This window comes from Phenylobacterium sp., from assembly GCF_030697925.1.
In the GTDB taxonomy this organism is placed as follows: Bacteria; Pseudomonadota; Alphaproteobacteria; order Caulobacterales; family Caulobacteraceae; genus Phenylobacterium.
Genome location: NZ_JAUYOJ010000162.1, coordinates 1 through 25,708 on the forward strand (window position 1 = coordinate 1; position 25,708 = coordinate 25,708).

26 protein-coding genes and 1 pseudogene are annotated in these 25,708 nt (G+C 67.4%); 15 read left to right on the forward strand and 12 right to left on the reverse strand.

Annotated elements, in window-relative coordinates; genetic code table 11:
• Window positions 1–116, forward strand: a pseudogene (locus Q8Q88_RS15365) (IS5/IS1182 family transposase); the annotation flags it as partial.
• 58 nt (window positions 117–174) lie between these two features.
• Here the strand turns inward: Q8Q88_RS15365 and Q8Q88_RS15370 are convergent.
• Window positions 175–969 (reverse strand): DUF2334 domain-containing protein, encoded by a 795-nt coding sequence (locus Q8Q88_RS15370; protein ID WP_305676065.1) that lies wholly within the window; start codon window positions 967–969, stop codon window positions 175–177.
• Between the two features lie 332 nt (window positions 970–1,301).
• Here Q8Q88_RS15370 and Q8Q88_RS15375 point away from each other — a divergent pair, with 332 nt between their 5' ends.
• The 3 genes from Q8Q88_RS15375 (at window position 1,302) to Q8Q88_RS15385 (ending at window position 5,239) form a co-directional block, all read left to right on the forward strand.
• On the forward strand, window positions 1,302–2,645 hold the full coding sequence (locus Q8Q88_RS15375) for a nucleotide sugar dehydrogenase (protein WP_305676066.1): 1,344 nt from the start codon (window positions 1,302–1,304) through the stop codon (window positions 2,643–2,645).
• 137 nt (window positions 2,646–2,782) lie between these two features.
• Complete coding sequence (locus Q8Q88_RS15380; protein ID WP_305676067.1) at window positions 2,783–3,949, forward strand: AGE family epimerase/isomerase; 1,167 nt, start codon at window positions 2,783–2,785, stop codon at window positions 3,947–3,949.
• A complete protein-coding gene (locus Q8Q88_RS15385; protein WP_305676068.1) occupies window positions 3,950–5,239 on the forward strand; it encodes a nucleotide sugar dehydrogenase in 1,290 nt (429 codons plus the stop codon). It begins immediately after the preceding gene.
• 23 nt (window positions 5,240–5,262) lie between these two features.
• Here Q8Q88_RS15385 and Q8Q88_RS15390 read toward each other — a convergent pair whose 3' ends face one another.
• The 4 genes from Q8Q88_RS15390 to Q8Q88_RS15405 form a co-directional block, all read right to left on the reverse strand.
• On the reverse strand, window positions 5,263–6,285 hold the full coding sequence (locus Q8Q88_RS15390; RefSeq protein WP_305676069.1) for an NAD-dependent epimerase: 1,023 nt from the start codon (window positions 6,283–6,285) through the stop codon (window positions 5,263–5,265).
• Window positions 6,286–6,316: 31 nt separating this feature from the next.
• Window positions 6,317–8,257, reverse strand: coding sequence for a nucleoside-diphosphate sugar epimerase/dehydratase (locus Q8Q88_RS15395; protein ID WP_305676070.1), 1,941 nt, complete (start codon window positions 8,255–8,257; stop codon window positions 6,317–6,319).
• 293 nt (window positions 8,258–8,550) lie between these two features.
• Window positions 8,551–9,249 carry a TorF family putative porin gene (locus Q8Q88_RS15400; protein ID WP_305676071.1) on the reverse strand — a complete coding sequence of 233 codons (699 nt, stop codon included), beginning with the start codon at window positions 9,247–9,249 and terminating at the stop codon, window positions 8,551–8,553.
• Window positions 9,250–9,456: 207 nt separating this feature from the next.
• Window positions 9,457–10,260, reverse strand: a complete 804-nt coding sequence (locus tag Q8Q88_RS15405; RefSeq protein ID WP_305676072.1) for an SDR family NAD(P)-dependent oxidoreductase — start codon at window positions 10,258–10,260, stop codon at window positions 9,457–9,459.
• Between the two features lie 94 nt (window positions 10,261–10,354).
• Between Q8Q88_RS15405 and queF the strand changes: the two genes are divergently transcribed.
• Window positions 10,355–10,810, forward strand: coding sequence for a preQ(1) synthase (gene queF / locus Q8Q88_RS15410; protein ID WP_254837088.1), 456 nt, complete (start codon window positions 10,355–10,357; stop codon window positions 10,808–10,810).
• Window positions 10,811–11,100: 290 nt separating this feature from the next.
• Here the strand turns inward: queF and Q8Q88_RS15415 are convergent, their stop codons facing one another.
• Window positions 11,101–11,712, reverse strand: a complete 612-nt coding sequence (locus Q8Q88_RS15415; protein WP_305676073.1) for a nitroreductase — start codon at window positions 11,710–11,712, stop codon at window positions 11,101–11,103.
• 83 nt (window positions 11,713–11,795) lie between these two features.
• On the opposite strand from Q8Q88_RS15415, the gene Q8Q88_RS15420 reads away from it, so the two are divergent.
• Window positions 11,796–12,410: an NUDIX hydrolase gene (locus Q8Q88_RS15420; protein ID WP_305676074.1), complete on the forward strand. Its 615-nt coding sequence runs from the start codon at window positions 11,796–11,798 to the stop codon at window positions 12,408–12,410.
• Window positions 12,411–12,437: 27 nt separating this feature from the next.
• A complete protein-coding gene (cysE, locus tag Q8Q88_RS15425) occupies window positions 12,438–13,268 on the forward strand; it encodes a serine O-acetyltransferase (protein ID WP_371129869.1) in 831 nt (276 codons plus the stop codon).
• Here cysE and Q8Q88_RS15430 read toward each other — a convergent pair.
• Window positions 13,256–14,416: an MFS transporter gene (locus tag Q8Q88_RS15430; protein WP_305676076.1), complete on the reverse strand. Its 1,161-nt coding sequence runs from the start codon at window positions 14,414–14,416 to the stop codon at window positions 13,256–13,258. The two genes, cysE and Q8Q88_RS15430, sit on opposite strands and share 13 nt — an antisense overlap.
• 165 nt (window positions 14,417–14,581) lie before the next feature.
• Window positions 14,582–15,652, reverse strand: a complete 1,071-nt coding sequence (locus Q8Q88_RS15435) for a beta-N-acetylglucosaminidase domain-containing protein (protein WP_305676077.1) — start codon at window positions 15,650–15,652, stop codon at window positions 14,582–14,584.
• A 139-nt stretch (window positions 15,653–15,791) separates the two neighbouring features.
• On the opposite strand from Q8Q88_RS15435, the gene Q8Q88_RS15440 reads away from it, so the two are divergent.
• Window positions 15,792–15,998: a DUF3126 family protein gene (locus Q8Q88_RS15440; RefSeq protein ID WP_254837089.1), complete on the forward strand. Its 207-nt coding sequence runs from the start codon at window positions 15,792–15,794 to the stop codon at window positions 15,996–15,998.
• Here Q8Q88_RS15440 and Q8Q88_RS15445 read toward each other — a convergent pair.
• Both Q8Q88_RS15445 and Q8Q88_RS15450 read right to left on the reverse strand, forming a co-directional pair.
• Window positions 15,995–16,678 (reverse strand): SPFH domain-containing protein, encoded by a 684-nt coding sequence (locus Q8Q88_RS15445; RefSeq protein WP_305676078.1) that lies wholly within the window; start codon window positions 16,676–16,678, stop codon window positions 15,995–15,997. The genes Q8Q88_RS15440 and Q8Q88_RS15445 overlap by 4 nt on opposite strands.
• A 305-nt stretch (window positions 16,679–16,983) precedes the next feature.
• Window positions 16,984–17,775 carry a PhoH family protein gene (locus Q8Q88_RS15450; protein WP_305676079.1) on the reverse strand — a complete coding sequence of 264 codons (792 nt, stop codon included), beginning with the start codon at window positions 17,773–17,775 and terminating at the stop codon, window positions 16,984–16,986.
• 306 nt (window positions 17,776–18,081) lie between these two features.
• On the opposite strand from Q8Q88_RS15450, the gene Q8Q88_RS15455 reads away from it, so the two are divergent.
• The 5 genes from Q8Q88_RS15455 to Q8Q88_RS15475 all read left to right on the forward strand — a co-directional run bounded on the left by Q8Q88_RS15455 (window position 18,082) and on the right by Q8Q88_RS15475 (window position 22,470).
• Window positions 18,082–18,612 (forward strand): gamma carbonic anhydrase family protein, encoded by a 531-nt coding sequence (locus Q8Q88_RS15455; protein WP_305676080.1) that lies wholly within the window; start codon window positions 18,082–18,084, stop codon window positions 18,610–18,612.
• Window positions 18,613–18,614: 2 nt separating this feature from the next.
• Window positions 18,615–18,827, forward strand: coding sequence for a hypothetical protein (locus Q8Q88_RS15460; RefSeq protein ID WP_305676081.1), 213 nt, complete (start codon window positions 18,615–18,617; stop codon window positions 18,825–18,827).
• Window positions 18,828–18,881: 54 nt separating this feature from the next.
• The gene (locus Q8Q88_RS15465) at window positions 18,882–19,664 is read left to right on the forward strand and encodes an enoyl-CoA hydratase-related protein (RefSeq protein WP_305676082.1); all 783 of its coding nucleotides are present in this window, start codon (window positions 18,882–18,884) and stop codon (window positions 19,662–19,664) included.
• A 179-nt stretch (window positions 19,665–19,843) separates the two neighbouring features.
• Window positions 19,844–21,496, forward strand: coding sequence for a choline dehydrogenase (locus Q8Q88_RS15470; protein ID WP_305676083.1), 1,653 nt, complete (start codon window positions 19,844–19,846; stop codon window positions 21,494–21,496).
• 11 nt (window positions 21,497–21,507) lie between these two features.
• Window positions 21,508–22,470: an aldo/keto reductase gene (locus tag Q8Q88_RS15475; RefSeq protein ID WP_305676084.1), complete on the forward strand. Its 963-nt coding sequence runs from the start codon at window positions 21,508–21,510 to the stop codon at window positions 22,468–22,470.
• Here the strand turns inward: Q8Q88_RS15475 and Q8Q88_RS15480 are convergent.
• Window positions 22,467–23,012, reverse strand: a complete 546-nt coding sequence (locus Q8Q88_RS15480) for a PAS domain-containing protein (RefSeq protein WP_305676085.1) — start codon at window positions 23,010–23,012, stop codon at window positions 22,467–22,469. The genes Q8Q88_RS15475 and Q8Q88_RS15480 overlap by 4 nt on opposite strands.
• A 194-nt stretch (window positions 23,013–23,206) precedes the next feature.
• Here Q8Q88_RS15480 and Q8Q88_RS15485 point away from each other — a divergent pair, with 194 nt between their 5' ends.
• Together Q8Q88_RS15485 and Q8Q88_RS15490 are read left to right on the forward strand one after the other, a co-directional pair.
• Window positions 23,207–24,085: a hypothetical protein gene (locus Q8Q88_RS15485; RefSeq protein WP_305676086.1), complete on the forward strand. Its 879-nt coding sequence runs from the start codon at window positions 23,207–23,209 to the stop codon at window positions 24,083–24,085.
• A 23-nt stretch (window positions 24,086–24,108) separates the two neighbouring features.
• Entirely contained in the window at window positions 24,109–25,125 is a 1,017-nt protein-coding gene (locus Q8Q88_RS15490; protein ID WP_305676087.1) for a glycosyltransferase family 2 protein, read from the forward strand.
• A gap of 19 nt (window positions 25,126–25,144) precedes the next feature.
• On the opposite strand, the gene lysM is transcribed toward Q8Q88_RS15490, so the two are convergent.
• Entirely contained in the window at window positions 25,145–25,633 is a 489-nt protein-coding gene (lysM, locus tag Q8Q88_RS15495) for a peptidoglycan-binding protein LysM (protein ID WP_305676088.1), read from the reverse strand.
• Between the last annotated feature and the right edge of the window lie 75 nt (window positions 25,634–25,708).

Genomic DNA, 25,708 nt, shown 5'->3' on the forward strand with positions numbered 1-25,708 from the left:
AACGCTTCTTCAGCCGCATCAAGCACTTCCGGCGCATCGCAACCCGATACGACAAGCTCGCGTCCACCTTCATGGGCTTCGTCACCCTCGCCGCCATCATGCTGTGGCTCAAATAGCTAAATGGTCACCGCTACCTAGAGCGTTTTCCTCTCATACCCATCAGGCCGTCGCACCTTAGCCCTCCGCGAGATCGCCCAGCCTGTGGAACCGGGCCGGGGGGATCTCCGCCAGGCGCTGGACGATGGCGGCGAGTTCCTGCGGCGCGTCGGCATAGACCGCGTGGTGGAACATCAGGCCCACGGTGTCGGTACGGGCCGCGGCGCGGGCGAGGGCGGCGGGTATATCGCCCGATTTGCAGGTGATCGCGCGGCCATTGTCGACCGCGATGGCGATGGAGATCTCCCGCAGCCTGGCCTCGGGACGGTCCAGGCCATGATAGGAGATGCCGTGGTGGCGGATGCTGGAGAGGCCCAGCCGCCGTCCCAACGCATAGGCCAGGCGGTGATGGGGCGTGGGATAGCAGGCCGCGGAAAACACCCTGTGTCCGGCGGCGGCGGCGGCCAGCAGGGTGTTGCGATCGAATTTGTGCTGTGGCGGGGTGAAGAGCGAGATGTCCCGGTCCTGGCCCAGACGCGCCCGCAGCAGCCTCAGGCCCTCGGCGATGTCGGCGGTCTGCTCATCCAGGCTCTTTTCCGGGCCGAACTCCCGCTTCAGCTGCTTGGCGCCCCGCATCATCTGATGGGTCAGGCCGTGCTGGCCGAATTCGATCAGGCCAGGATGGTCGCGTTCGACGGCGAGCAGATAGTCGGCGCATTCGGCGCTCAACCGGGCGGGGATGATCTGGTAGCTGACCGGGATGCCGCGCGCGACGAAGGCCTCGACGAACGTCGTCACCGCGGGGGTGAGCGCGCCAATATCATCGTCGCGAACGAAGTAGCGCACAGGGCGCGGGGTGCGGGACTCAGTCATGGACACCTGGATATCCTGGGCGGCGGAATGGTCGATCAATCCAATCCTCGGCGATGAATCAAGCGCCGATTCTCACGCCGGGGTCCCCGGCGCGTCCAGACATGCAGATGATGGTTCGCCTCGGCGCCAAGTCCAGGACCCGTCGTCTCGAACGTCACGCAAAGCCGTCAAGGTGAGAGCGGTACAAGTTTTGCGCTCATCGCAACTTAATGGTTTGCCTCTATCGCGAAGACTACGGGGGGAGCGCGCCGGCGCTCTACCCTGTAGGAGTCGCGCGAGCTTTCCGCCCTCGCAACGCCATGCCCACATGCCTTGTCACATAAGGAAACACCGTGTCTGAACCTGCTTCCCAATTCGAGACCCTCGTCAGCCGCCTCGAAACGCGCGACGCGGTCATCGGAATTGTGGGCCTGGGCTATGTCGGCCTGCCCCTGGCGCTGGCCTGCATAGACGCCGGTTTCCGTGTCCTGGGGTTCGATATCAACGCCAGGCGCGTGGCGTCGATCAACAGCGCCGAGCAGGTCATCCGGTACATTTCGGCCGAGACCATGAAATCCGCCATCGACAGCGGCCTTTTCGACAACACGACCGATTTTTCGCGGCTGGCCGAGGCCGACGCGATCCTGATCTGCGTGCCCACACCGATCACCCGCCATCGCGATCCTGACTTGAGCTTCGTCAGCGACACCGCGGCCACGATCAGCAAGCATCTGCGTCCAGGCCAGCTCGTGGTCCTGGAATCGACCACCTGGCCGGGCACGACCCGCGAGATCGTCCATCCGCTGCTGGAGGCCACCGGCCTGAAGGTCGGCGAAGACGTGTTCCTGGCCTTCTCGCCGGAACGCGAGGATCCAGGCAATCCGAACTACGGCACCAAGACCATCCCGAAGGTCGTCGGGGCCGATGACGCCCAATCGCGAGACCTGGCGGTGAAGCTCTATGGGCAGATCATCTCGAAGGTCGTCGCGGTCTCCAGCGCTGCGGCCGCGGAGGCGACCAAGCTCACCGAGAACATCTTCCGCTCGGTCAACATCGCCCTCGTCAATGAGCTGAAGCTCGTCTACGGCGCCATGGGCGTCGACGTATGGGAAGTGATCGCCGCGGCGGCGACCAAGCCGTTCGGCTTCATGCCGTTCTATCCGGGCCCTGGCCTGGGCGGGCACTGCATTCCGGTCGACCCCTTCTATCTGACCTGGAAGGCCCGGGAGTTCGGGATGGAGACGCGCTTTATCGAGCTTGCCGGCCAGATCAATTCCGGCATGCCCCGCGTGGTCGTCGACCGCCTGGCCGACGAGCTGAACAACGCCACGGGCAAGGGGCTGAAGGGCTCGCGCATCCTGCTCATGGGCGTGGCCTATAAGAAGAACGTCGACGACACCCGTGAGAGCCCCTCGCTCGTGCTCATCGAGCAGATTGAGCACCGCGGCGCGGTTTGCGACTTCCATGACCCGCACATCGCCGAGATCCCCGAGACCCGGGAGCACGCCGGTCTGGCCGGACGCAAGTCGACGGCCCTGACGGCCGCGATGGTCGCCGGCTATGACGCGGTGCTGGTCTCCACCGATCACGACGCCGTCGACTACGCGCTGATCGCGGCCAACGCCCGGCTGATCCTGGACACACGCAACGTCTTCGCGCGCCTGGAGCTGCCCATGACCAAGGTCATCAAGGCCTAGGCGCTCCCGGCGTATTTCTTCGCGTCGAGCGCGGCGGTGTCGCGTTCGGCGATGAGGCGTGTCCGCACGCCAGTTCAAATGTGACGTCGGGCCGCCGACGCGCTATCGAGAGCGCAACCGAGACAAGGCGCGTCGAGTTGGCAGTTGATTCCATAGTCGGGCAGGCCCCCGAGCGGGGCGAAGGCGCCCATTTCCGCGCGTTCGCCGATCTGGCGCAGGCGGCCGATTGGTATGATCGCTGGCTGCGGCGCGAGGCGCTGCCGCTGTGGTGGAACATCGGCGCCGATCGCGCGCGCGGCGGGTTCTTCGAGGGCCTGAGCGTCGACGGACGACCGCACGCGGCGGCCAGGCGCTGCCGGGTCCAGGGCCGTCAGGTGTTCGTTTACGCCACGGCCGGCGCGCTGGGCTGGGACGGGCCGTGGCGCGAGGCGGCCTGGCACGGCATGGATTTCCTCCAGGAGAGCTTCCTGCGGCCCGATGGCCTGTTCCGCACCCTGGTGGGACTGGACGGGGCGGTGCTGGACGACACTCCCATGCTGTACGACCAGGCCTTCGCCCTGCTCGGCACGGCCACCCTGCATCAGGCCGATCCGCGCGGCGGGGAGATGGTCGAGTTGGCCCGCGGTGTCCGCCAGGGCCTGGAGGCCATGCGTCACCCGGCCGGCGGCTATCGCGAGAACATCGCCTATCCGTTCCAGGCCAACGCCCACATGCACCTGCTGGAAGGCGCCATGGCCTGGGCCGAGCTGGAGGGCGGCGACTGGGAAGCCATGGTCGACGAGATCGTGGAGATGGCGCTCGAGGTGTTCATCGACCCCAAGGGCGGGTTCCTGCGCGAGTTCTTCGACGCCGACTGGCGGCTGACCGATGGCGACGACGGCCGGCTGGTGGAGCCGGGTCATCAGTTCGAATGGGCCTGGCTGATGGACCGCCACGCCAAGCGGCGCGGCGACGCGCGGGCCGCCGGGGCGGCGTCTGGGCTCTATGCGGCGGGCCGGCGCGGGATCGATCCGGTCCGCCAGGTGGCGGTCAACGAATTGTGGGACGATTTCAGCCTGCGAGACGCCACCGCGCGCCTATGGCCGCAGACCGAGCATCTGAAGGCGACGCTGCTGCTGGGCGGCGAGGCCGACGCGCTGAGTGCGGCCCAGAGCCTGCGACGTTATCTGGAAACGCCCACGCCCGGCGCCTGGCGCGACAAGTTGCGGCCGGACGGCGCCTTCATCGAGGAGCCCGCGCCGGCCACGTCGTTCTACCATATCCTCGGCGCATGCCTTGAGCTGTTCAAGGCCACGGGACGCTAGATGCCGCAGAACCCCTTCACCCGGACCCCCGCCAAGATCTGCGTAATCGGGCTGGGATATGTGGGCCTGCCGCTGGCCGTGGCCCTGGCCGCCCGGTTCGAGGTCGTGGGCTTCGACATCGGGACCGAACGGATCGCCGAGCTGCGGGCGGGGACCGACCGGACCCTGGAGGTGACGGCCGCGGAGCTCACCGCCGCCACACGCCTGAGATTCTCCACCGACGAAGCAGACCTCGCGGGATGCAACGTCTTCATCGTCACGGTCCCGACCCCGATCGACCGCCATAAGCGGCCGGACCTGAGGGCGCTGCTGGCGGCCAGCGCCACAGTGGGCCGGTCGATCTCCAAGGGCGGGGTGGCGATCTTCGAATCCACCGTCTATCCGGGCGCGACCGAGGAGGACTGCGTGCCGGTGATCGAGCGGATCTCGGGCCTGGCCTGCAACACGGATTTCTTCGCCGGCTACAGCCCCGAGCGGGCCAATCCGGGCGACCGCGAGCACCGCCTGTCGACCATCATCAAGGTCACGGCCGGCTCGACGCCGGAGGCCGCCGACTTCGTCGACGCCCTCTACCGCACCGTGGCGCCCGCGGGCACCCACAAGGCCAGCTCCATCAAGGTGGCCGAGGCGGCCAAGGTGATCGAGAACACCCAACGCGACCTCAATATCGCGCTGATCAACGAGTTCGCCCTGATCTTCAATCGGCTGAACATCGACACCCAGGAGGTGCTGGACGCCGCGGGGACCAAATGGAACTTCCTGCCCTTCCGGCCGGGCCTGGTGGGCGGCCACTGCATCGGGGTCGATCCCTACTACCTGACCCACCGGGCCGAGGACGCGGGCTACCATCCCCAGGTGATCCTGGCCGGGCGGCGAATCAATGACGGCATGGGCGGCTACATCGCCCAGGAGCTGATCAAGACCATGATCCGGCGCGAGATCCAGGTGCGCGGCGCGCGCGTGCTGGTCATGGGCCTGACCTTCAAGGAAAACTGCCCGGACCTGCGCAACACCCGGGTGATCGACATCGTCCGCGAGCTGGCCGACTACGAGGTGGCCGTCGACGTCCACGAGCCCTGGGCCGACCCGGCGGAGGCCGAGCATGAGTACGGGGTCGCGCCGGTGGCGGAGCTGGAGCCCGGCGCCTATGACGCCATCGTCCTGGCCGTGGCCCATTCCCAGTTCCGCGAGATGGGGCTGGCGGCGATCCGCGCCCTGGGGAAACCGAACGCCATCCTCTACGACGTCAAGGGCATGTTCCCGAAGGGCTCGGCCGACCTACGGCTCTAGGATCGACCGTCAGCCGCAGCCGGCTAGTTCGCGCCCACCCGGTAGTAGTCGCGGTACCAGTCCACGAAGTTGGAGACCCCGACCTCGATGGGGGTCTTCGGCACGTAGTCGAGGGCCGCCCTGGTCTCTGTGACGTCGGCTTCGGTGCGGGCCACGTCGCCGGGCTGCATGGGCAGGAAATTGATCTGCGCCTTGCGGCCGAGCTTCGCCTCCAGGACCTCGATGTAGCGCATCAGCTCCACGCGGGTGCTGTTTCCGAGATTGAGGATCCGCCAGGGCGCGACGCCGCTGGTGGCCGGATCGGGGGCCTGGGGGGCCCAGTCGGGATCGGCGGCGGGCGGGCGGTCCAGGGCGGCGACCACGCCCGTGACGATGTCGTCGATATAGGTGAAGTCGCGCTGCATCTGGCCCTGGCCGAACACCTCGATGGGCCGGCCGGCCAGGATGGCCTCTGTGAACTTGAACAGCGCCATGTCCGGCCGGCCCCAGGGGCCGTAGACGGTGAAGAACCGGAAGCCCGTGGCCGGGACGCCGAACAGGTGGGCGTAGGAATGGGCCATGGACTCGTTGGCGAGCTTGGTGGCCGCGTAGAGGGTGATGGGGTGGTGCACCGGATCGTGCACCGAGAACGGCAGCTTGCCATTGGCGCCGTAGACCGAGCTGGTGGAGGCGAAGACCAGGTGGCGGGGCTGCACGGCGCGGCAGCCCTCCAGGATGTTGCCGAAGCCCACCAGGTTTGAATCCACATAGGCCTGCGGCTTTTCCAGGCTGTAGCGGACGCCGGCCTGGGCGGCGAGGTTGATGACGCCTTCGGGCCGGGTCTCGGCGAACAGGGCGGCGACGGCCTCGCGGTCCACGAGATCGATTGCGGCGTGGCGATAGCCCTCGCGGGCCTCCAGACGGGCCAGGCGCGCCTGTTTCAGGACGGGGTCGTAATAGGTGTTGAGGTTGTCCAGCCCGACCACCGTGTCGCCGCGATCAAGCAGCCGGTGGGCGACGTGGGAGCCGATGAAGCCGGCCGTGCCGGTGACCAGGATAAGCGCCATGCAGCCCGCTTAGACCGTCTTGGCGCGGGCGTCACCCGTTGGCGACGACCCGCAGGGTGGGGGCGGCGCCGGCCTTCTCGCCACGGATCTGGCCGACCAGGTCGAACAGGGCGCGGCGGACGTCCTCGACGTCGCCCATCTCGGCCAGACCCTCGATCTCCACCAGGTGGCTGCTGGTGATCCGCAGGGCCGAAGAGGAGACCACCTCCATCACCTTGGGGGCGCAGGGAAGCGAGCGTTCGGTCTCGTCCAGCAGGGCCTCGGTGAGCTTCTCGCCGGGACGCAGGCCAGTGATCTCGATGTCGATGTCCTTGCCCGGGATGCGGCCCGAGAGCGCGATCATCTGGCGGGCCAGGTCCATGATCCGCACCGGCTCGCCCATTTCCAGCAGGAACAGGCGGGCGTGGGCGCTCTCTTCGTCCTCGGCGCAGGTGGCCGTGGCGTGGAGGACCAGCTGGGCGGCCTCCGGAATGGTCATGAAGAAACGCTCGATCTCTTCATGGGTGACCGTCACCGGCCCGCCGCGATCGATCTGCGACTTGAAGATCGGCACCACGGAGCCCGCCGAGCCCAGGACGTTGCCGAACCGCACGGCGGAGAACCGCGTGCCCTGGCCGGCCTGCTGGGCCTGGATTACGGCCTCGGCCAGGCGCTTGGTGGCGCCCATGACATTGGACGGGTCGACGGCCTTGTCCGTGGAGATCAGCACCATCTGGGCCGCGCCGCAGGACTTGGCGGCCTCGGCCACGTTCCAGGTGCCGACCACATTGGTGAGCACACCCTCGCAGGGGTGGCGCTCGACCATGGAGACGTGCTTGAGCGCCGCGGCGTGGAAGACCAGGTGCGGCTTTTCCTTCCTGAAGGCCTGCTCCAGGCGGCGCGCATTGCGCACGTCACAGAGCACGGCGCTGTGCGACAAGGCCGGCCAGGTCTCGGTCATTTCGCGGTCGATCTCGAACAGCGAGGTCTCCGAGAAGTCCATCATGGTGACGTGGGCGGCCTGGAAGGCGGCCACCTGGCGGCATAGTTCGGCCCCGATGGAGCCGCCGGCGCCGGTGATCAGCACCCGGCGACCGCGAATCAGGGCCCCGACCGCGGCGCGGTCCAGTTCGATGGGATCGCGGGCCAGCAGCTCCTCGACGCTGATCTCGCGCATGGGCAGCAGGGCCATGCCGTCCTGGTGGGCGAGCTCGACGATGGAGGGCAGGCGCAGCAGGCGGATGCCGTCGTTCTTGAGTTGGCCGAGCTGGTCGGCGGTCAGGCCGCGCAGGCGACCGGGCTCGTCCAGGAACAGGATGGCGCGGGGATAGCGGTTCCAGCGGCGCAGGTCGGTCATGGCCGCGTCGAGGTTGTCGAGGCTCTCGATGACGCAGACGCCGCGGACCTGCTGGCCCACATCGCGGGCGTCCGGGCCGACGATGCCGACCGGGGTCCAGGCGTGGTCGTGGCGACGCGCCACGTCGCGCAGATAGCTGTCGGCCAGGGAGGGCGGTCCGATCAGCAGCAGGGAAGGGGCCTGGGGCGCGCGATCCTTCACCGTCTTGAGCGGGGCGAAGGAGTCCAGCGCGTGCTCATGCAGGGCGCGGCGCACGATCCGCGCGCCCATGCAGCCGACCATCTGGAAGATCACCGCCATGGCCAGAGCCGAGCGCGGAAGGCCGTCGGCGCGGTCCATGACGAACACAGCCAGCAGGAAGACGCCGGCGGTGAGGAAGGCCGTGCGAGTGAGCACAAGGGCGTCGGGAATCGACACATAGCGCCACGGCGAGAGCTCGCGCCGGAAGATGGTCGAGAACACCGCGGCGAGCGCGGCATAGATGCCAATCAGCTGAAGAAGCTTCAGCGTGGGAAGGCCAGCGACGCCCAGTTCGAGAATTCGCGCGGAGGAGAGGATGTAAGCCAGGAAGAAAGCCCCGGCGGCAATAAGGGTGTCCGCGACAATGGTCTGGGCCCGATTGGCCATCTGCTCCATGAGTCGCGCTCCGCTCGCCTTAACCGCAACATAGACGCGCGAACGCGACCGTCCAATGAAACTCGGGGACTGAGGCTTAGCTCCCACAGTGGGAGCATTTTTCGCGCACTAGGGGAACCATTCTTCGCCTGACGCGTGCGCACCGAGACAGAAAAGCCGCCCCGGGACCGGGGCGGCTTTTCATAGGCCTAAATTACTGAAAAGCCCACGACATCTTCGAATCGAGCATGCCGCAACCCTCCGGGGCCGGAGTGTCGTGGCCGCCGACGGCGACCACGACCCATGGTCATGCCCTAGAAGACGGCCTTGACGCCGAGGACGACCCGGCTGTCGTAGATGTCGCCGAAGCCGTGCTCGTCGGTGTCGTGGTAGCGCAGGTCGAAGCCGACTGTGTCGTTCAGCGCGAAGCCGGCGCCCAGGTTCCAGGTCGTGTAGTCGAACGGACCGACAACCTTCTGATGGCCGACCGCGCCCGAGATGGTGACCTTCTCGGCCACCGGGAACGAGCCGTTCACTTCGTAGTAGGTCGCCTCGCCGGTGCCGCCGAAGAAGTCGTCCGAATAGTAGAAGGCCGCGCCAATGGTGGCCGGGCCAACGGCGCCGGAGCCGGCGAGCTTGTACTCGACATAGTCTTCGTTCGAACCGTCGGGCTGGTTCATGTAGCCGTAGTAGACGACGCCCACGTCCAGGGTGACCGGGCCGACCACCGGCTTCACGCCGGCATAGAGGTCGAATTCACCGTCGGTGCCGTTGCCGAAGTCGACATTGGAAACCCAGGCGCCGGCGTAGCCGATGCCCCAGAGGGTCGTGTCGACGCCCGCGAAGATGGAATAGTTCTCGTCGGTCTGGCTGACGCCCCGGAACACGTAATCGGTGTTCGCGCCGATGTTGAACGAGAAGTCGAACGGGCTCGCGTCGTCTTGCGCGAAGGCCGCGCCGCCCATGGCGACGGAGGCTACGGCGGCCAGAAGCGTGGTCTTGAAGAGTTTCATTTCGTTTATCCCCTTATTTTTCGATCGAGCTCCGCCCAATCGTCGAGGGAGATCGCCACGCGAGCGAGTTCCAGATCAACGCGAGCAGAGCCGATGGATGGCTCTACCTATGCCGTGTTCGATTTTTGAGCGTTAACAGAGTGTGGCGCCGCGCTTTTAGGCGAAATGCTGTGACTTTCCCGTCACAGGTCGCTCACGCATCACGGCTTAACGCATGGAGAGCGGCGCGAAGTGCAGGTGAGTCCCCGCATCGACCAGCAGGGTCTCGCCGGTGACGTGGCGCGAGGCGGTCGAGGCCAGGAACACCGCGGCGGCGGCGACGTCCTCGGCGGTGGAGGCGACCTTGAGCGGGGTGTTGGCCGCGGCGCCGGCGCGGACCTTGGCGGCCTGCTCGGCCCCGACGCCCTTGCCGAACCACGGGGTGTCGATGAAGCCCGGACAGATGGCGTTGACCCGGATCTTCGGCGCCAGGGCGCGGGCCAGGGACAGGGTCATGGTGTTCATCGCGCCCTTGGACGCGGCGTAGGGCACCGACGATCCGATCCCCGCGACGCCGGCGATCGACGAGGTGTTGACCACCGCGCCAGGCTGCGGGGCGGCCTCCAGCAGGCTGCGGCAGGCCCGCACCATCTGGAAGGCGCCCACCACATTGACCCCGTACAGGTGTAGGAAATCCTCGGCCGAGACCGCCTCGAGATCGGCGTGGTTGGGGGCGAACTTGGTCACGCCGGCATTGTTGAACAGCGCGTCGATCCGGCCGAAGGGCTCGGCGGCCGCGGCGATCCTGCGGCAGTCGGCGTCTAGCGCCACGTCACCCTGGACCAGCACCGCCCTGGCGCCCAGCGTCTCCACCAGCCGGCCGGTTTCCTGCGCCTCATCGGCGCTACGGGCATAGTTGATGACCACGGCCGCGGCCCCGCGACCGGCGGTCTCCAAGGCGATCGCCCGGCCGAGCCCGGTGGAGGCCCCCGTCACCACCACGACGAAGTTCTCGAAATCCTGGCCGGCCATCGCAGCTTCTCCAATTTGACTTATCGGTATCTGTCTTGCCCCACTGTCGGCCGCCTTGGTTGCCGGGCGCAAGCCCAAGGGCTACATCGCCGCCATGGACGAGACGCATCTGACCCAGCTGGGCCGCGAGGTCCGCGGCTTCGACAGTCCCGAAGCCGCCGTGCTGGAGCGCGTGCCCAATCCGCAGGCCGACGTGCTGTACCTGGCGCGGTTCACCGCGCCGGAGTTCACCTCGCTATGCCCGGTGACCGGGCAGCCGGATTTCGCACACCTGGTGATCGACTACGCGCCCGGCGACTGGCTGATCGAATCGAAGTCACTGAAGCTCTATCTCGGCGCCTTCCGCGATCACGGGGCGTTCCACGAAGACTGCACCGTGGCCATCGGACGAAGGATCGTGGAAGTGGCGGCGCCGCGATGGCTGCGGATCGGCGGCTACTGGTTCCCGCGCGGCGGCATCCCCATCGATGTCTTCTGGCAGACGGGACCGGCGCCGGACGGGTTGTGGATTCCCGACCAGGGCGTTGCGCCCTATCGTGGACGGGGCTGATTCAGAATTCGACGTTTGGAAGAGTTAATGATTTGAGATCGAACGGTTAGTTTGATCCCGAAATTCGTGTCGCCGGAAGTATTCGCATTTCCGAATACAACCCTCGATCACTCTCCACCTAAGCGCGCCGGTTGCTAAGGCGGCGAGCTTGGCTGTGACGGAGTCGGCGTCGACTAGCCGACAGGGGTGCGGTGTGCTATTACGACATCGCCCATCTCTCCTCGGGCGTGTCACACTTCAGGCCGGGCGGCGCGCCATCGCCGTCCGGCCGTCGTGTATCTGGCGCGCGCTCACGGCCGCCAGAGGGTGGTCAGCGCCGTGGGATCGGGGCGTTCACGCTCCAGCGGCGGCTCCTTGGGCGTGCCCAGCAGGATGAACCCCGCGACCCGTTCGCCCTCCGCAACGCCAAGCAGAGCCTTGGCTTGCGCGTCATAAGCGTACCAGTCGGTGATCCAGTTCGCGCCATAGCCCAGGGCTTGAGCGGCATAGAGCAATGTGGTGCAGGCCGCCCCGGCGGAGAGCTCCTGCTCCCACATGGGGATCTCGTGTTCGACGGCCCGCGAGACCACCGCGATTCCGGCCGGCGGGAGCTTGAGTTTGGCCAGTTTGGCCGCAGCGCGCGGGTCGTTGCGGCCCTCGGCCAAGGCCTCCAGCTTGGCCGCAAAGGCCGCCTTGCCGGTTGAATCGAGGATAATGAACCGCCAGGGCGACAACTTCCCGTGATCGGGCACCCGGCAGGCCAGGCCGATCAGGGCGGCGATCTCATCGGGGCTGGGACCAGGCTCGGCCAGGGTCACGGCCGAGGACGATCTGCGGCGGGCCAGGAAGTCCAGGACCTGCGGATGCGGCGGCTGTTCGACGGGGGTCCCGAAGAGCGGCGTGGGGGGGAGAGCGACGGTCACGTCCAGGCGCCTCGTTAGGAAAACCGAGAGGGGATATCCCCTATTGGGCTTTGGGCGGTCGTCTCGCAAGGCTAGTTGAGAATATGTCGCAAAAACCCGACTGGCTGGTCGCGCACGGAACGCCCTGGAAGAGGGGTGAGCCCAAGCGAGTCTACGACAATCCCTGGATCAGCGTCACCGAGCAGACGGCGATCGCGCCCACCGGCCAGCCGGCGCTGTACGGGTTGGTGGCCTTCAAGAACCGCGCCCTGGCCATCCTGCCGCTGCACGAGGACGGGACGGTGACCCTGGTGGGCCAGAACCGCTTCCCCTTCGCCGACTACAGCTGGGAAATCCCGGAAGGCGGCGGGCCGCTCGACGAGGCGCCGCTGGAAGGCGCCAAGCGCGAGCTGCTGGAGGAGACGGGCCTGGCCGCCGCCGATTGGATGGAGGTGCTGCGGATGCAGCTCTCCAACTCGGTCACCGACGAACTGGCGATCGGCTATCTGGCCACCGGCCTGACCCGGGTGGCGGCCGAGCCGCGGGGCGACGCCACCGAGGACATCGCTCGGGTCCGGGCCCCGTTCCGCGAAATCCTCGACGCCGCGATGGCGGGACACATTCAGGACGCCCTGACGGTGGCGATGCTGCTTCGGGGTTACCATATGGCTCGGGAAGGGCTTTTGCCGGACGCGCTCGCGCGCGCCATGATAGGATAGGGAGCCGCGATGGGACGGGAGGAGCCTTTGAGCCAACGTCTGGAAGTCATCGAGTTCGGCGCGCCGCCGCCGGTCTGGCCGTCGCTGCGCATGGAAGCCGAGCGCGCCGCCAAGGCCGAGCCGGCGCTCGCCTCGCTGCTGAACGCCGTGGTGCTGAGCCACGAGGACCTGGGCGCGGCCCTATCCTATCAGCTCGCCCGCAAGCTGGGCGATCAGGAACTGCGGGCTATGAGCCTGCGCGAACTGGCCGACACGGCCTACCGCAAGCAGCCGGAACTGGTGGACACGGCCGAGGCTGATCTGCGCGCCGTGTTCGAGCGCGATCCGGCCTGCAAGGGCTATGTCCAGCCGTTCCTGTTCTTCAAGGGCTTCCAGGCCCTACAGACCCAGCGCGTGGCGCATTGGCTCTGGCACCAGGGCCGCGAAACCATCGCCCTCTACCTGCAGAGCCGCATGTCGGAGGTGTTCCAAGTGGACATCCATCCGGCCACCAAGATCGGCTCCGGTGTCTTCATCGACCACGGCACGGGGATCGTCATCGGCGAGACCGCGGTGATCGGCGACGACGTCTCGCTGCTGCAGGACGTGACCTTGGGCGGCACCGGCGCCGAGCGCGGCGACCGCCACCCGAAGATCGGCAAGGGTGTGCTGCTGGGCGCCGGCGCCAAGGTGCTGGGCAATATCGTCATCGGCGACTACGCCAAGATCGCCTCGGGTTCGGTGGTGCTGAAGCCCGTGCCCGCCGGCTGCACGGCCGCGGGCGTCCCTGCGCGCCTGGTCAACTGCCCGACCTGCGAGGAGCCGGCGCGCAGCATGGACCACACCCTGGCCGAGGCGGTCTACGACTACGTGATCTGAGCCGCGGCGAGGTCGGTCGCCCGGTAGTAACGCCGCAGCAGGAAGAGCGCCGCGGCGGTCCCCGCCAGGGAGATCAGGATCGCCACCGACATCGGCGCGCCCAGGGCCAGCAGTCCCGCGGCGACAAGGCATCCGGCAGCCCCACCAACGTCCCAACCGGCTTCCGTAGCGATGTGGAAGCGCAGCGTGCAGGGCGAGGCCTGGGCCTGATTGTAGACCGCAGTCATGATGGTGGGCGTGTAGATGGCCACAACCAGGGCGCCGGCGGCGTTTGCCGCCACCGCCAGGGCGGGATCGCCGTAGCCCGCGGCGCGCGCCAGTATGGTCGCCGCAGCCGTCCCGGCCGCCAGCCAGACGATCCAGCGGCCATGGCCCGCGTCGATGAACCGACCCAGCAACAGGCCGGTGATGGCGCCCGCCACGGCGGCGATCGCCATCGCGCCGCCAAACGCCGTGAAGCTCTCGCCCAGCGAGAGGAAGAGCGCGATCTGCCAGACGAAGTGGTAGCCGGACGCGACCCACCCGTCGGCGGCGAGCATCAGCGTGCCGGGGAGGGCGGCGCGCAGGGATCCGGGCGCGTCGTCCAGGACGGCGACGTTCGGCGTCCTGAGCAGCGGCAGGGCCGACAGCATCAGCACCAGCGCGGTCACCCCGAACGTGGTTCGGGGCCCGAGCGTCACCAGGGCCCAGCCGGTGAGGAGAGGTGCGACGATCCCCACGAGCGCGGCCACGGCTTCGCGGGCCCCGATCTGGTGGCCGCGGTGCTCGGCGTCCCCAAGCGACGCGAAATAGGCGTGGTAGGAAGTCCAGTAGAAGGTGTCCCCCACCGACGAGACGACGCACAGGGCCACGAGCGCCCAGCCGACTCCGTCCACCTCAGCCAGTAGTGGGTACTGCAGCGCTGTCAGGATCGTGCCGGCGATGACCAGGGGCTTGAGCCCGAAACGCTTGCCGAGCGGCAGGACAAACGGCCGGATGCAGAACCGACCAATCAGGATCGCGGCCAAGGCGCTGAGCACGCCTGGCGCCGGCACGCCGGCCCGCAACAGGAAGACGGCGAAGAACGCGCCGCCGCCGCTGAGCGCCAGCGCGTGGACGCCGTAGTGCAGGTTGAGGAGATTGACTGTCGTGTTGCGAAAGAACGCCATGTGGCTCGGGCCCGAATATCCAGGAGAAGATCAACGAAAGGCGCCTTCGCGGGCCTAGGCCTGCGAACGACCAGTCCTGTGTGTTGATCAGCCGGCCACTGAGTGGGTTCTTCCGTGGTTCAGGTGTTTCGCCGCGAACAGCTTAGGCCCCGGGGAGGCGAAACCTCAAGAGGCGTCCATCTCGGCCTGGGTGACGCGATAGGCGCCGTCCAGCCAGGCCAGGACCTCGCGCGCGCCCGGATGGTCGAAGCCCTCATAGCGGGCCCGCATGCGCCGCACGTTCTCTTCGGTCAGCCGGTCGAGGCCGAAACCCTGGACCTGGGTGAGGTTGAGCTGCAGGGCCGCGGCCAGACCCTCGCCCAGCACCTCCGCGGCGGCGCGCGCGAAGGCGGCGCCGTATTCGTAGGCTGCGCCCTCGAGATAGCTTTCGGCCAGGGTGATGGCGGGAATCTGCGACAGCATCGGCTGCAGGGCGGGATTGACCGCGTGGGCCGAGAGGCGGGTCCCGATCTCAGCCGGCCGGCCGGTGAAGGCGCGGACGTGCAGGAAGGGCGACATCAGCGGGCCGTCGTTGACGGGATAGTTGTCCCAAAGGAAGGGCTTGCGACGCAGCTTCCGCTCTACCCGCGCCAAGTGGCCCACGCTGTATTCGCGCGAGCAGACCTCCTCGCCGGTCCAGAACACCTCGATCGCCGGATCGAGTCCCGCGCCCAGATCCTCCAGGTAGTTCTCCGGCCGCTGGCCGAACACCCGGTCCAGGATCGGGTCGTCCGTATAGTAGGACGGGCAGACGATGAGGCGCGTGGCGGTGGTGCGTTCGGCGATCCAGTGGACGATGCGGCTCTGGTTCCGCGCCAGGTCGGGCAGGTCGCCCCGCATGTCGTCGAACAGGATGGCTAGGTCGTCGAGGCCGAGGCTCTCCAGGTGCTGGAGCTTGGCGGCGAGGGCGGCCTGGGCTTCCGTCCCGAAGTCCCGGTAGATCTCGTAGGGGCTGAGGCCCACGCCGAACCGGACGCCCAGGCCGCGGCAATGGGCCGAGAAGGCGGCGAGCTCATCGGCTGCCTCGGCGGGATGGAGTTCCTGCCACCGGCGACGCAGGAAGGGATCGGCCTTGGGCGCATAGATGTGGAAGCCGTAGCCGTGCGTGGAGAGCTTCGAGATCACGTCCCGCCGCGCCGCCCAGGACCAGGGCTTGCCGTAATAGCCTTCGATCAGTCCCAGTTCGACGCCAGCCACGCCTGTCTCCCCGCCTTGATTTGCAGGCAGACTAAACGCGCCCGCCGCCGCGTCCCCAGCTTTTTCCCGCCCAGACGCTTTCACGCCACGCGCAAAGCGCGCTAGGTTCCGGCCGAAATTGACGCAGGAGCACGGCGTGCTGGACGAAAAGACTATCCGCAAGATCGAAGGCCACCTGCGCGGCACCTTCGCCAATGCGCGGATCACCCTGACGCCCCGCCCCAAGCAGAAGGATTCCGCCGAGGTCTATGTCGGTGAGGAGTTCATCGGCGTGGTGTTCGAGGACGAGGACGGCGACGGCTCGTTCATGTTCGAGATGGCGATCCTGGCGGAAGACCTGCCCTAGGCGCGAGGCCCCGGCGCAAGCAAGGCGTCCGAGCCAAACACGAGCGTGGCGCCCTTGCCGGTGGGCGAGACCGCTTGAAGCGTCCTGAGTCTCATCAGATCCGGATTGTCCTTCAGGAGCCGCGCGGCGTTCGCCAATGAGCGTAAGGCGGCGTGTTCGCTGCGGGCGCGTTCCAGGGACGCCTGGCCCTCGAGTTTCGCGCGTTCGACCTCCGTCATCAGTCGCCGTGTTTCCGGCGGCAGGACGAACGACGAAAGGCTCGCGCCCTCAATGGCGAGTTCGGGCGTGCCGAGGCCGAGGCGCTCGAGAAGGATTCCACCGAGCTGGCTGCGTTCGATGAGCAAGGCTTGCAGGGGACGTTCCGTCGCCAGGGCGACCAAGGCATCCTGCACCGCCAATTGAAGCCGCGTGATGTATTGATACTGGCTCTCAGCAGCCGCGCGGGCGTCGGTGATCTTCGCCGTCAGGGTGGCGCCAAGGCGGAGCGCGAATTGGTCGGCGGTGATCACGTCAACCGGACCGACGGTCTGGGTGAAGGCGACTCGCGGCAGCCGGGCGACGTAGATCGTTCTTCCAAATTCCAGCAGGCGATGGCGCCCGGGCGGCAAATCGCGTTCGAATCGGCCGTTCACGTAGAGCAGCGCATGCTCCCACGGATAGACGGTCTGAACCTGCCACATCGTTCGCCACCTCAAGACCTCAGCTCCCCGGCGCCGCGGTCGTCGAGCGGGAGTCCGAGACTCGCAGGGCTCGACGACGGCTGCCTTGCGGCTGGCGCCGGGAGGCTTCGGATTGTTTCCAAGACAAGTGCGACCACGCTCGCCGGGCCTCTTTTCGCTGACCGCGCCGTGAAGCGTCGCGCGAAGGAAGAACGGCATGGGGAGTCGAACCCCGCCGCAATCCTAAGGTGAAGCCCCGCAGCCCGGAAAGAAAAAAGGCCCCGGTCACGTGACCGGGGCCCCCTTGCGGTTCGTATCTATGGCCGTCAGAGCACGCCCAGCATTTCGGCCACCAGCGGGTGGCGTACAATGTCGACGTCCTTCAGACGGACGACGGCGATGTTGGCCAGGGCGTCGAACTTGTCGGCGACCGGGCCCAGGCCGGAGAGTTCCGGCAGCAGGTCCGACTGGTTCGGGTCGCCCGTCACCACCATGGTCGAGTGCCAACCCAAACGGGTCAGCAGCATCTTGAGTTGGCCGTAGGTGCAGTTCTGCGCCTCGTCGATCACCACGAAGGCGTTGTTCAAGGTGCGGCCGCGCATGAAGCCGACCGGGGCGATCTCGATGGCGCCCTCGGCCATCAGGGCCCGAACCCGCTTCATGGAAAGCCGGTCCGAAAGGGCGTCGTAGAGCGGGCGCAGGTAGGGCGCGAGCTTGTCCTCGGCGTCGCCCGGCAGGTAGCCGATGGATTCGCCGGCCTCCACCGCGGGCCTGGAGAGCACGATGCGCCCGACCTTGCCGGCCTCCAGGGCCTCGACGGCCTTGGCGATGGCCAGATAGGTCTTGCCCGTGCCAGCCGGGCCGAGGGCCATGACCAGGTTCTTGGCGTCGATGGCGTCGATCAGTTCCTGCTGACCCGGGGACTTGGCCTTGATGGTTTTCACATAGCCCTGGTCGCGGCCCTGATCACGGTCGTCATTGTGATGGGCGAGGGGTGACCAGGCGCGATCCGCCGTCGGCAGGCGGCGAATTTTGCCGTCATCCTCGAACTGGCCGGCGTCGAACGCGCCTTCGCGCAGTTGTCGCTTGAGAGCTCGCTTGGTCATCAAGGCCTCCATCGGGGCAAGAAAAAAGGGCGAAGCCGGAATGGCTCGCCCTTGGTCATCGTCAGATTGGAATTGGAACGGCGGCGTCGTGCGCTGCGGCCTGGCGGCCCGCTTTCGATCTGTGATCCGGGCGGGAGAACCCGCCGAAGCAGACGCGACACCCTTTACTCCGTCCAAACGCAAGGCCGGGAGCCGAAGGCCGACTCGCGGCGGGATGCGGGAAGGCGTTTCACCCTCTCGAATCGCACGACTAAGATGATGCTAGCTTGGTTTACGAATGGTTAAACAGGCTTCGGTTTCAAGAAATGGGGTATGCGGATGAGTGTCTACAACTTGGGCGACGTTGGTCCGGAGTTGCCCAATGAGGGTGAATACTGGATTGCGCCGACCGCCGCGGTGATGGGGCGGGTGATTCTTAAGAAAAACGCTTCCGTCTGGTTCGGTGCGACAATTCGCGGCGACAACGACCCGATCATCATTGGGGAGAACTCCAACGTCCAGGACGGCAGCGTCCTGCACACCGACACCGGCTCGCCCCTGACCATCGGAAGCAATGTGACGGTTGGCCATATGGTCATGCTTCACGGCTGCACGATCGGCGACAACTCACTGGTCGGTATCGGCTCCATCGTGCTGAACGGCGCGCGCATCGGGCGCAATTGTCTCATCGGCGCCAATTGCCTGATCACCGAGGGCAAGGAGATTCCCGACAATTCGCTAGTCATGGGCGCGCCGGGCAAGGTTGTCCGCGAGATCAGCGACGAGCAGGCGCGCGTGATCTCCGGCGGTGCGATGCATTATGTCCACAACTGGAAGCGCTACTATGCCGGACTCGCCCCCGTGGCCTGATCATGGAGATCCGCACCTTGGTGGACATCGCCATCGACGAGGACCCGCGGGCGCCCTGCCTGTGGGTTCCCTCCGAGGCATGGCCGGGGTTCTGCGCTGCCGTTCGCCAGCGGCCCAACCTGATCGGAGCGGTGATCTACCGCAACAAGACCGTCCGCGACGGCGGGCCGGCGACCGATATCGTCACCGGCTCGGAACAGGGGTGGCGCGCTTGACGTACGTAGCGGCGCCCGGCGACGGTCGCGCCAACCAAATGAGGAGGACGCCCCATGGCCTATGAGTTCATCCATGTGGACCGCGAAGGTCCGGTGACGGTCTTCACCCTGAACCGGCCGGACGTCATGAACGCCCTGCATTCGCCGGCCCACTTCGAGCTGCACGAAGCCTTCGACGCCTTCGCCGCCGATCCGGACCAGTGGGTGGGCATCGTCACCGGCGCGGGCGGGCGGGCCTTTTCGGCCGGCAACGACCTGAAGCATCAGGCCATGGGCGGGGACATGAAGAGCCCGCCGTCGGGGTTCGCGGGCCTGACCTCGCGGTTCGACCTCACCAAGCCACTGATCGCGGCGGTGAACGGGGTGGCCATGGGCGGCGGGTTCGAGATCGCGCTGGCCTGCGACCTGATCATCGCCTCGGAGACGGCGACCTTCGCCCTGCCGGAGCCACGCGTGGGCCTGGCGGCCCTGGCCGGCGGCCTGCACCGCCTGCCGCGCGCGATCGGGACCAAGCGGGCGCTCGGCATGATCCTCACCGGGCGGCGAGTCTCGGCGGCGCACGGCTACGAGCTGGGCTTCGTCAATGAGGTGACGCCGCCGCAGGAGTTGATGGCCACGGCGCGAAAGTGGGCGGCAGAGATCTGCGAGCTCTCACCGATGTCGATCCGCGCCTCCAAGGAGGCGGTGTTCAAGGGCCTGGACGAGCCTAGCCTGGAAGCCGCGATCAAGGGCCAGATGCGCTATCCGGCCGCCGCGGCCCTGTTCAAGTCCGAGGACTTCGTCGAAGGGCCCATGGCCTTCGCGCAAAAGCGCGCCCCGGCCTGGAAGGGGCGGTAGTCCCAAGAGCGCGTCATCCTCCAGTCGTCGGCGAGACCTGGGAGACCAACTGGATCATGGAATTCCGCCGCCCGGCTTGACGTTGCGACACCCAAAAAGCGGTCCCTCCCGGCCTTGTTTCGGCGGCGCGTCTGGGTAAGTGTGCGCCAAACTTAACAGTGTTTAGGGACGGACCGCCCATGGACCGCTACGACTACGTGATCATCGGCGCCGGCTCGGCCGGGTGCGTCCTGGCCAACCGGCTGAGCGAAGACGCGAGCGTGCGGGTCCTGCTGCTGGAGGCCGGCGGCAAGGACAATTCCATCCTGGTCAAGATGCCGGCCGGGGTCGGCGCCCTGATCGGCAAGGCCGGGACCTACAACTGGGGTTTCTGGACGGAAGAGGAACCGCAGCTCGAGAACCGCAAGCTGTGGTGGCCGCGCGGCAAGGGCTGGGGCGGGTCGTCCTCGATCAACGGCATGATCTACATCCGCGGCCACGCGCGGGACTATGACAACTGGCGGCAGATGGGCCTGCCGGGCTGGTCGTATCGCGACGTGCTGCCCTATTTCAAACGCTCGGAGAGCCTGGAGGGCGGTGGCGACGCCTGGCACGGCGGCGACGGCCCGCTGAAGATCTCCAAGGCCTCTTCGCCCAACCCGATCTACAAGGCCACCGTCGAGGCCGGGCGTCAGGCGGGCCACGCGGTCACCAGCGATTTCAACGGCTTCCAGCAGGAAGGCTGGGGCCCGTATCAGATGACCATCCACGACGGCCAGCGCTGGAGCGCGGCGCGGGCCTATCTGCACCCGGCCATGAGCCGGCCGAACCTGACCTGCCTGACCGGGGCGCGGACCACCAGGATCGTGGTCGAGAAGGGCCGCGCGGTCGGCGTCGAATATATGGACGCCAAGACCAAGCAGAAGCACATGGTCCATGCCGACAAGGAGGTGCTGCTGTCGGCCGGGGCCGTGCAGTCGCCGCACATCCTGCAGCTCTCGGGGATCGGCGATCCGGAGGAGCTCGGCAAGCACGGCATTCCCGTGGTCCACGCCCTGAAGGGCGTCGGCGCCAACCTCCAGGACCACCTGGACGTCACCATGTCCTGGGAGTGCCCGCAGCCGATCACCGCCTTCTCCCTTCGCAAGGGACTGGTGAAGACCCTGCTGATCGGGATGAACTTCGCCTTCTTCGGCAAGGGCCTGGGCCGCCAGCAGTTCCTGGAGTCCGGCGCATTCCTGAAGTCGCGGCCCGACCTGGACCGGCCGGACCTGCAGATCCACACGGTGCTGGCGGTCATGCAGGACCACGGCAAGGTGCAGGTGGCCAAGGACGGCTTCACCTTCCACGTCTGCCAGCTTCGCCCCGAGAGCCGGGGCCGGGTGGGGCTGAACTCGGCTGATCCGTTCGCCGATCCGGCCATCTTCGCCAACTACCTGGCCACCGACGAGGACCGCCGCGCCCTGCGCGAGGGGGTCAAGATGATGCGCAAGGTGGCCGAGCAATCGGCGCTCGACGCCTACCGCACCGAGGAGCTGTTCCCCGGCAAGGCGGTGCAGACCGACGCCGAGATCGACGCCTGGATTCGCAAGAGCGCCGAGACCATCTACCACCCGGTGGGGACCTGTAAGATGGGGACCGACGAGATGGCGGTGGTCGACGCCGAGCTGAAGGTGCGCGGGATCGCGGGGCTGCGCGTCATCGACGCCTCGGTCATGCCGACCCTGGTCGGGGGCAACACCAACGCGCCCACCATCATGATCGCCGAGAAGGCCGCCGACATGATCCGCGGCAAGGCCGCCCTGCCGGCCGACGACGCGCCCGTCTACGAGGACGGCCAGAAGGCGGCTTAGGGAGAATCTCCATGGAACTGCGCAGACTGGGCAAGTCCGAACTGAAGGTCGCGCCGCTGGTGCTGGGCGGCAACGTGTTCGGCTGGACGGCCGACGAGAAGACCTCCTTCGCCATCCTCGACGCCTTCGTCGACGGCGGCTTCAACATGGTCGACACCGCTGACGTCTATTCCCGCTGGGCGCCGGCGGGCGGCGGAGCCTCCGAGAAGGTGATCGGCGCCTGGTTCAAGGCCAGCGGCAAGCGCGACAAGGTGGTCCTGGCCACCAAGCTCGGCTCGGAAATGGGCGAGGGGATGAAGGGGCTGTCGGCCAAATATATGGTCGAGGCCGTCGAAGCCTCCTTGCAGCGGCTGCAGACCGACGTCATCGACCTCTATCAGAGCCACCGCGACGACCCCGACACCCCGCAGGAGGAAACTGCCGAGGCCTATGAGCGCCTGGTCAAGGCCGGAAAGGTCCGGGCCATCGGCTCGTCGAACTTCGAGCCGGCCCGGCTGAAGTCGGCCCTCGAGATCAGCGAGAAGAAGGGCGTCGCCCGCTATCAAAGTGAGCAGCCGCTGTACAACCTCTATGACCGGACGGGCTTCGAGAGCGGCCTGCAGCAGGTCTGCATCGACAACGAGGTGGGGGTGATCCCCTACTACGGCCTGGCCTCGGGCTTCCTGACCGGCAAGTACCGTAGCGAGGAAGACCTGGCCAAGAGCCCGCGGGGCCGCGGCGTGAAGCGCTATCTGGACGACCGCGGGCTGAAGATCCTGAGCGCCCTGGACAAGGTCGCCGCGGGCAGGGGCGCGAGCCCGGCGCAGGTGGCGCTGGCCTGGGTCATGGCCCAGCCCGGCCTGACCGGGCCGATCGCCTCGGCGACTAGCGTCACGCAGCTCCAGGAGTTGATGGGATCGGCGCGGCTAAAACTGGACGCGGCGGACCTGGCGGCGCTCGATGCGGCGTCCGCGCCGTCGACACAGGCCGCCTAAGCCACCCGGCGGCCGTCGAGGGTGGCCAGGCGCAGGCGCGGGGTTTCCTCGTTGGCGGGGCCGACGCCGCGCACGCTGTGGGCGACGATCTCGCGCACCGCCCGCCCGTCCAGGCGCGCGACCAGCGACAAGGGCTGATAGAGACCCAGGAACCGCTCGGGCGAGCCGTCGGCGCCCGCCAGGGGCGCGAACAGCACCTCCATGGGCAGACTGGCCTGGTCGGTGAAGGCCTCGACCGTGGCGACCACCGGCTCGGGACGCCGGCGCGCGGTCTCGAGCGCGGTGTGCAGGGTGAGGCGATTGCGCTCGGAGAACAGCGACAGGCCGTTCAGCCCCTTGAGATTGCGCTTATGCAGGTCGGCCACGAACCCGCCGGCCAGGCGGATCGGATAGAAACCCGTATTGACGCGGCCCAGGATGAAGACCTGGGGCAGGAGCTTGGGGAAGGCGGCCGGATCGATCTGGGCGCGGGTCGGCAGGCCGCGATAGCCGCCCTGGCCGCGCCAGTAGTCGATCAGGGTCTGCGTGTTGGAATGGAACATCACGCGCCTCCAATGGGGTCGGGATTGACCGCATGGGGCTTGCAGGAAGATCGGCGCCAGACGCCCTGCTGTGCCGGAACGAGACCTCGGCCGTGGCCGGTGCGGCATGGTTGACGGACTCAGAGATTCTTAAGCCGCGCCTGATCTAATCGTCGCAACGATGGGATTCCGGCGGGCCTTTGGAGGGGCCGTCCATGAAGACGCGTACGACCCTTCTTGGCTTCCTGCTCGGTTTCGGCCTGTTGATGCTGACCGCCGCCGCCCCGGAAACCGCCCTGGCGCAATGCTGCGCCCCGCCGCCGCCCTGCTGCCAGCCGCCGGCCCCGCCGCCGTGCTGCACGCCGCCGCCCCAGCCGCCTTGTTGCGTGCCGCCGCCGGCCCCGCCGCCCGTCACCCCGTGCTGCGACACCCCGCGCACGCCCAATATCAATGTCCATGTCTCCAGCGTGAATGTCGCGGTGGCCAACGCCAGCTCGCGCGCCGGCGCCGCGGGCCTGGCCGGCGCGGCCGTCTATTACGGCGGCGGCGGAGGCGGTGGCGGCTACGCCCCGCCCATGGCCACGGGCATGGTCCAGCTGAACGTCGAACAGGGCAAGCGCATGAAGCGGGTGGCCTATGAGGCCAGCCGCACGCGCATCCGCCGCGTCGTCATCCAGGCCGTCTGCATCGACGCGCGCCAAATCCCGCACGCCGCCTCCCAGGTCCGCCCCGATCGCGAGATCGACCAGAGCTTCGAGGGCGAACTTTATCGCTGCATCGCCGGCACCTGGCTGCAGGCCACCATCGCCGACTACAACGAGAAGATCGATTTCTCGGGCGGCAAGACGCTCGCCTGCCGCAAGGGCGACGCCCTCTATCACGGCCGCGACGGCAAGCTGGAATGCCGCAGGCAGACCCCCGCGCGCGACTGCAACGAGCGCTCGCTGCTGCGCCGCTTCGGCGCCGGTATCAAGATCCTGACCATCGTCGAGGTCGAGCGCTACACCGCCTATCGCGAGGAAGAAGAACGCGTCGAGTCCTCGGTCGCCACCAGCATGAGCCTTGACGGCGGGGTCGGCGGGACCGTCTACTAGCCGGTCGTCCACGGAGCGGCGACATGATGATGGCTGACGCCTCCTCCCGAACACGGCGCGTCCCCGTGTTGATCCTCAATTTCAACCGCTGGGACGAAACGTTCGCGGGCATCGAGACGATGCAGCCGTACCTGAGCGACCTCTGGCTTGTGGACAACGGCTCCGACGACGATCGGACCGCCGAGGCAGCGGCCCGATTCCCGCATCTCCGGACGCTTCGGCTGCCGGAGAATGGTGGATGGGCGAGCGGCTACAACCGCGCCCTTCGAGTCGTGCTGAGCGAGGGCTATGACACCGCCTACCTCCTGAACAATGACGCCATCCCCCAGCCCGGCGCGGTCGAATCGGCGGTCGCGACGTTGCGCTCATGCGAGAACTGCGCCGCCGTCGGCAGCGTCATCCTGCAGGAGGCCGGCAAGCGGGTGACGTTTGACGGCGAGTATTTCCATTTCAAGAGTCACGCCGAGCGCCAGGCGAGTGTCGTGCGGCCGGGCGTCAGGCCCGTGCGCACCTTGCATGGCGCAGGTTTCGCGCTGTCGATGCAGGCCTTCGCCGCCCTGGGGCCTTTCCCCGAGGACTACTTTCTCTACTGGGAAGAGGCGGACTGGTTCATCACGGCCAGGCAGCGCGGCTGGAACCTGGTGCTCGACGGGGCTTCCATCGTCATGCACGAAGGCAGCGCGTCCGACAGCAACGACAACGCTAAATACTACAGGACGCGGAATCGCTTTCTGGCGCTTCGACGGCGCGTTTCCATCAGCGGCGAGCGAGAGAGCCCGATCTCGCTGATCCATGAAGAGCTGCAGCGCGCGCGGCGAGGTGACTCCAACGGTCGTAGGTCGATGCGGGAGGGCCTGCTCGACGGGCTCCTGGGCCGCTTCGGAAGGCGCAGGCAGCCATGGCCGCCGCTGGTGCTGCATCCCGCGACGGTGGCGTTGAGCATGGTCGTGCTTCCGTACAGGTTGCTACGGAAGTTGGCCGATCGTTCGAGCGCCCCGGCGATGGGCTTGAATCCGTCGCGGGCGGCCGATCATCAGTGAATCACCCGCCCGCATTGGGCTAGTGCCGCGTCGTACCTGGGATGCGCAGGGCCTGGCCGGGATAGATCTTGTCCGGATCCTTCAGCATCGGCCGATTGGCGTCGAAGATCTCTCCATAGCGATTGGCGTCGCCGTAGTGCTGCTGTGCGATCTTCGAGAGGGTGTCGCCGGACTTCACCGTATAGAAGGTCGCCTGGGCTGGCGGCGCTTCGCCGGCTGTGGTCGTCGCCGCGGCGGCAGGCTGGGCGGCCAGGGTGATCTGGTCGTCGACCCGGGCCACGCCCTTGGTGTTGCCAAGCACCAGCACGGCGAGTTCGCGTTCCTGCTGGTTGTTGGCTTCGCCGGTGACGGTGACCGTCTCGTCCGCCACGGTGATGCGGCCGTCTTTGAGGGTGACGCCGTGTTCCTGCAGGGCCGTGGCCAGCTCCCGGGCGTCGACGTCCGGCTTGCCGGACAGCTTCTCGCGCAGGGTTTCCCCCGCCTCACGCGCAAAGTCGAAGAGACTCATGGTGCTGTGCTCCTGGCTTGAAGGAAGAGGCGCCCCCGAAAGCCGAACGCAGCGCGAGTCATGAGGTTCAACGTC

Bases quoted from the DNA above. Each gene is read 5' to 3' on its own strand.
- Q8Q88_RS15370 (WP_305676065.1), bottom strand. From the start codon at position 969: ATGACTGAGTCCCGCACCCCGCGCCCTGTGCGCTACTTCGTTCGCGAC.
- Q8Q88_RS15385 (WP_305676068.1), top strand. From the start codon at position 3,950: ATGCCGCAGAACCCCTTCACCCGGACCCCCGCCAAGATCTGCGTAATC.
- Q8Q88_RS15390 (WP_305676069.1), bottom strand. From the start codon at position 6,285: ATGGCGCTTATCCTGGTCACCGGCACGGCCGGCTTCATCGGCTCCCAC.
- Q8Q88_RS15395 (WP_305676070.1), bottom strand. From the start codon at position 8,257: ATGGAGCAGATGGCCAATCGGGCCCAGACCATTGTCGCGGACACCCTT.
- Q8Q88_RS15400 (WP_305676071.1), bottom strand. From the start codon at position 9,249: ATGAAACTCTTCAAGACCACGCTTCTGGCCGCCGTAGCCTCCGTCGCC.
- Q8Q88_RS15405 (WP_305676072.1), bottom strand. From the start codon at position 10,260: ATGGCCGGCCAGGATTTCGAGAACTTCGTCGTGGTGGTGACGGGGGCC.
- queF (WP_254837088.1), top strand. From the start codon at position 10,355: ATGGACGAGACGCATCTGACCCAGCTGGGCCGCGAGGTCCGCGGCTTC.
- Q8Q88_RS15420 (WP_305676074.1), top strand. From the start codon at position 11,796: ATGTCGCAAAAACCCGACTGGCTGGTCGCGCACGGAACGCCCTGGAAG.
- Q8Q88_RS15430 (WP_305676076.1), bottom strand. From the start codon at position 14,416: ATGGCGTTCTTTCGCAACACGACAGTCAATCTCCTCAACCTGCACTAC.
- Q8Q88_RS15445 (WP_305676078.1), bottom strand. From the start codon at position 16,678: ATGTGGCAGGTTCAGACCGTCTATCCGTGGGAGCATGCGCTGCTCTAC.
- Q8Q88_RS15450 (WP_305676079.1), bottom strand. From the start codon at position 17,775: ATGGAGGCCTTGATGACCAAGCGAGCTCTCAAGCGACAACTGCGCGAA.
- Q8Q88_RS15455 (WP_305676080.1), top strand. From the start codon at position 18,082: ATGAGTGTCTACAACTTGGGCGACGTTGGTCCGGAGTTGCCCAATGAG.
- Q8Q88_RS15460 (WP_305676081.1), top strand. From the start codon at position 18,615: ATGGAGATCCGCACCTTGGTGGACATCGCCATCGACGAGGACCCGCGG.
- Q8Q88_RS15465 (WP_305676082.1), top strand. From the start codon at position 18,882: ATGGCCTATGAGTTCATCCATGTGGACCGCGAAGGTCCGGTGACGGTC.
- Q8Q88_RS15470 (WP_305676083.1), top strand. From the start codon at position 19,844: ATGGACCGCTACGACTACGTGATCATCGGCGCCGGCTCGGCCGGGTGC.
- Q8Q88_RS15475 (WP_305676084.1), top strand. From the start codon at position 21,508: ATGGAACTGCGCAGACTGGGCAAGTCCGAACTGAAGGTCGCGCCGCTG.
- Q8Q88_RS15480 (WP_305676085.1), bottom strand. From the start codon at position 23,012: ATGTTCCATTCCAACACGCAGACCCTGATCGACTACTGGCGCGGCCAG.
- Q8Q88_RS15485 (WP_305676086.1), top strand. From the start codon at position 23,207: ATGAAGACGCGTACGACCCTTCTTGGCTTCCTGCTCGGTTTCGGCCTG.
- Q8Q88_RS15490 (WP_305676087.1), top strand. From the start codon at position 24,109: ATGATGATGGCTGACGCCTCCTCCCGAACACGGCGCGTCCCCGTGTTG.
- lysM (WP_305676088.1), bottom strand. From the start codon at position 25,633: ATGAGTCTCTTCGACTTTGCGCGTGAGGCGGGGGAAACCCTGCGCGAG.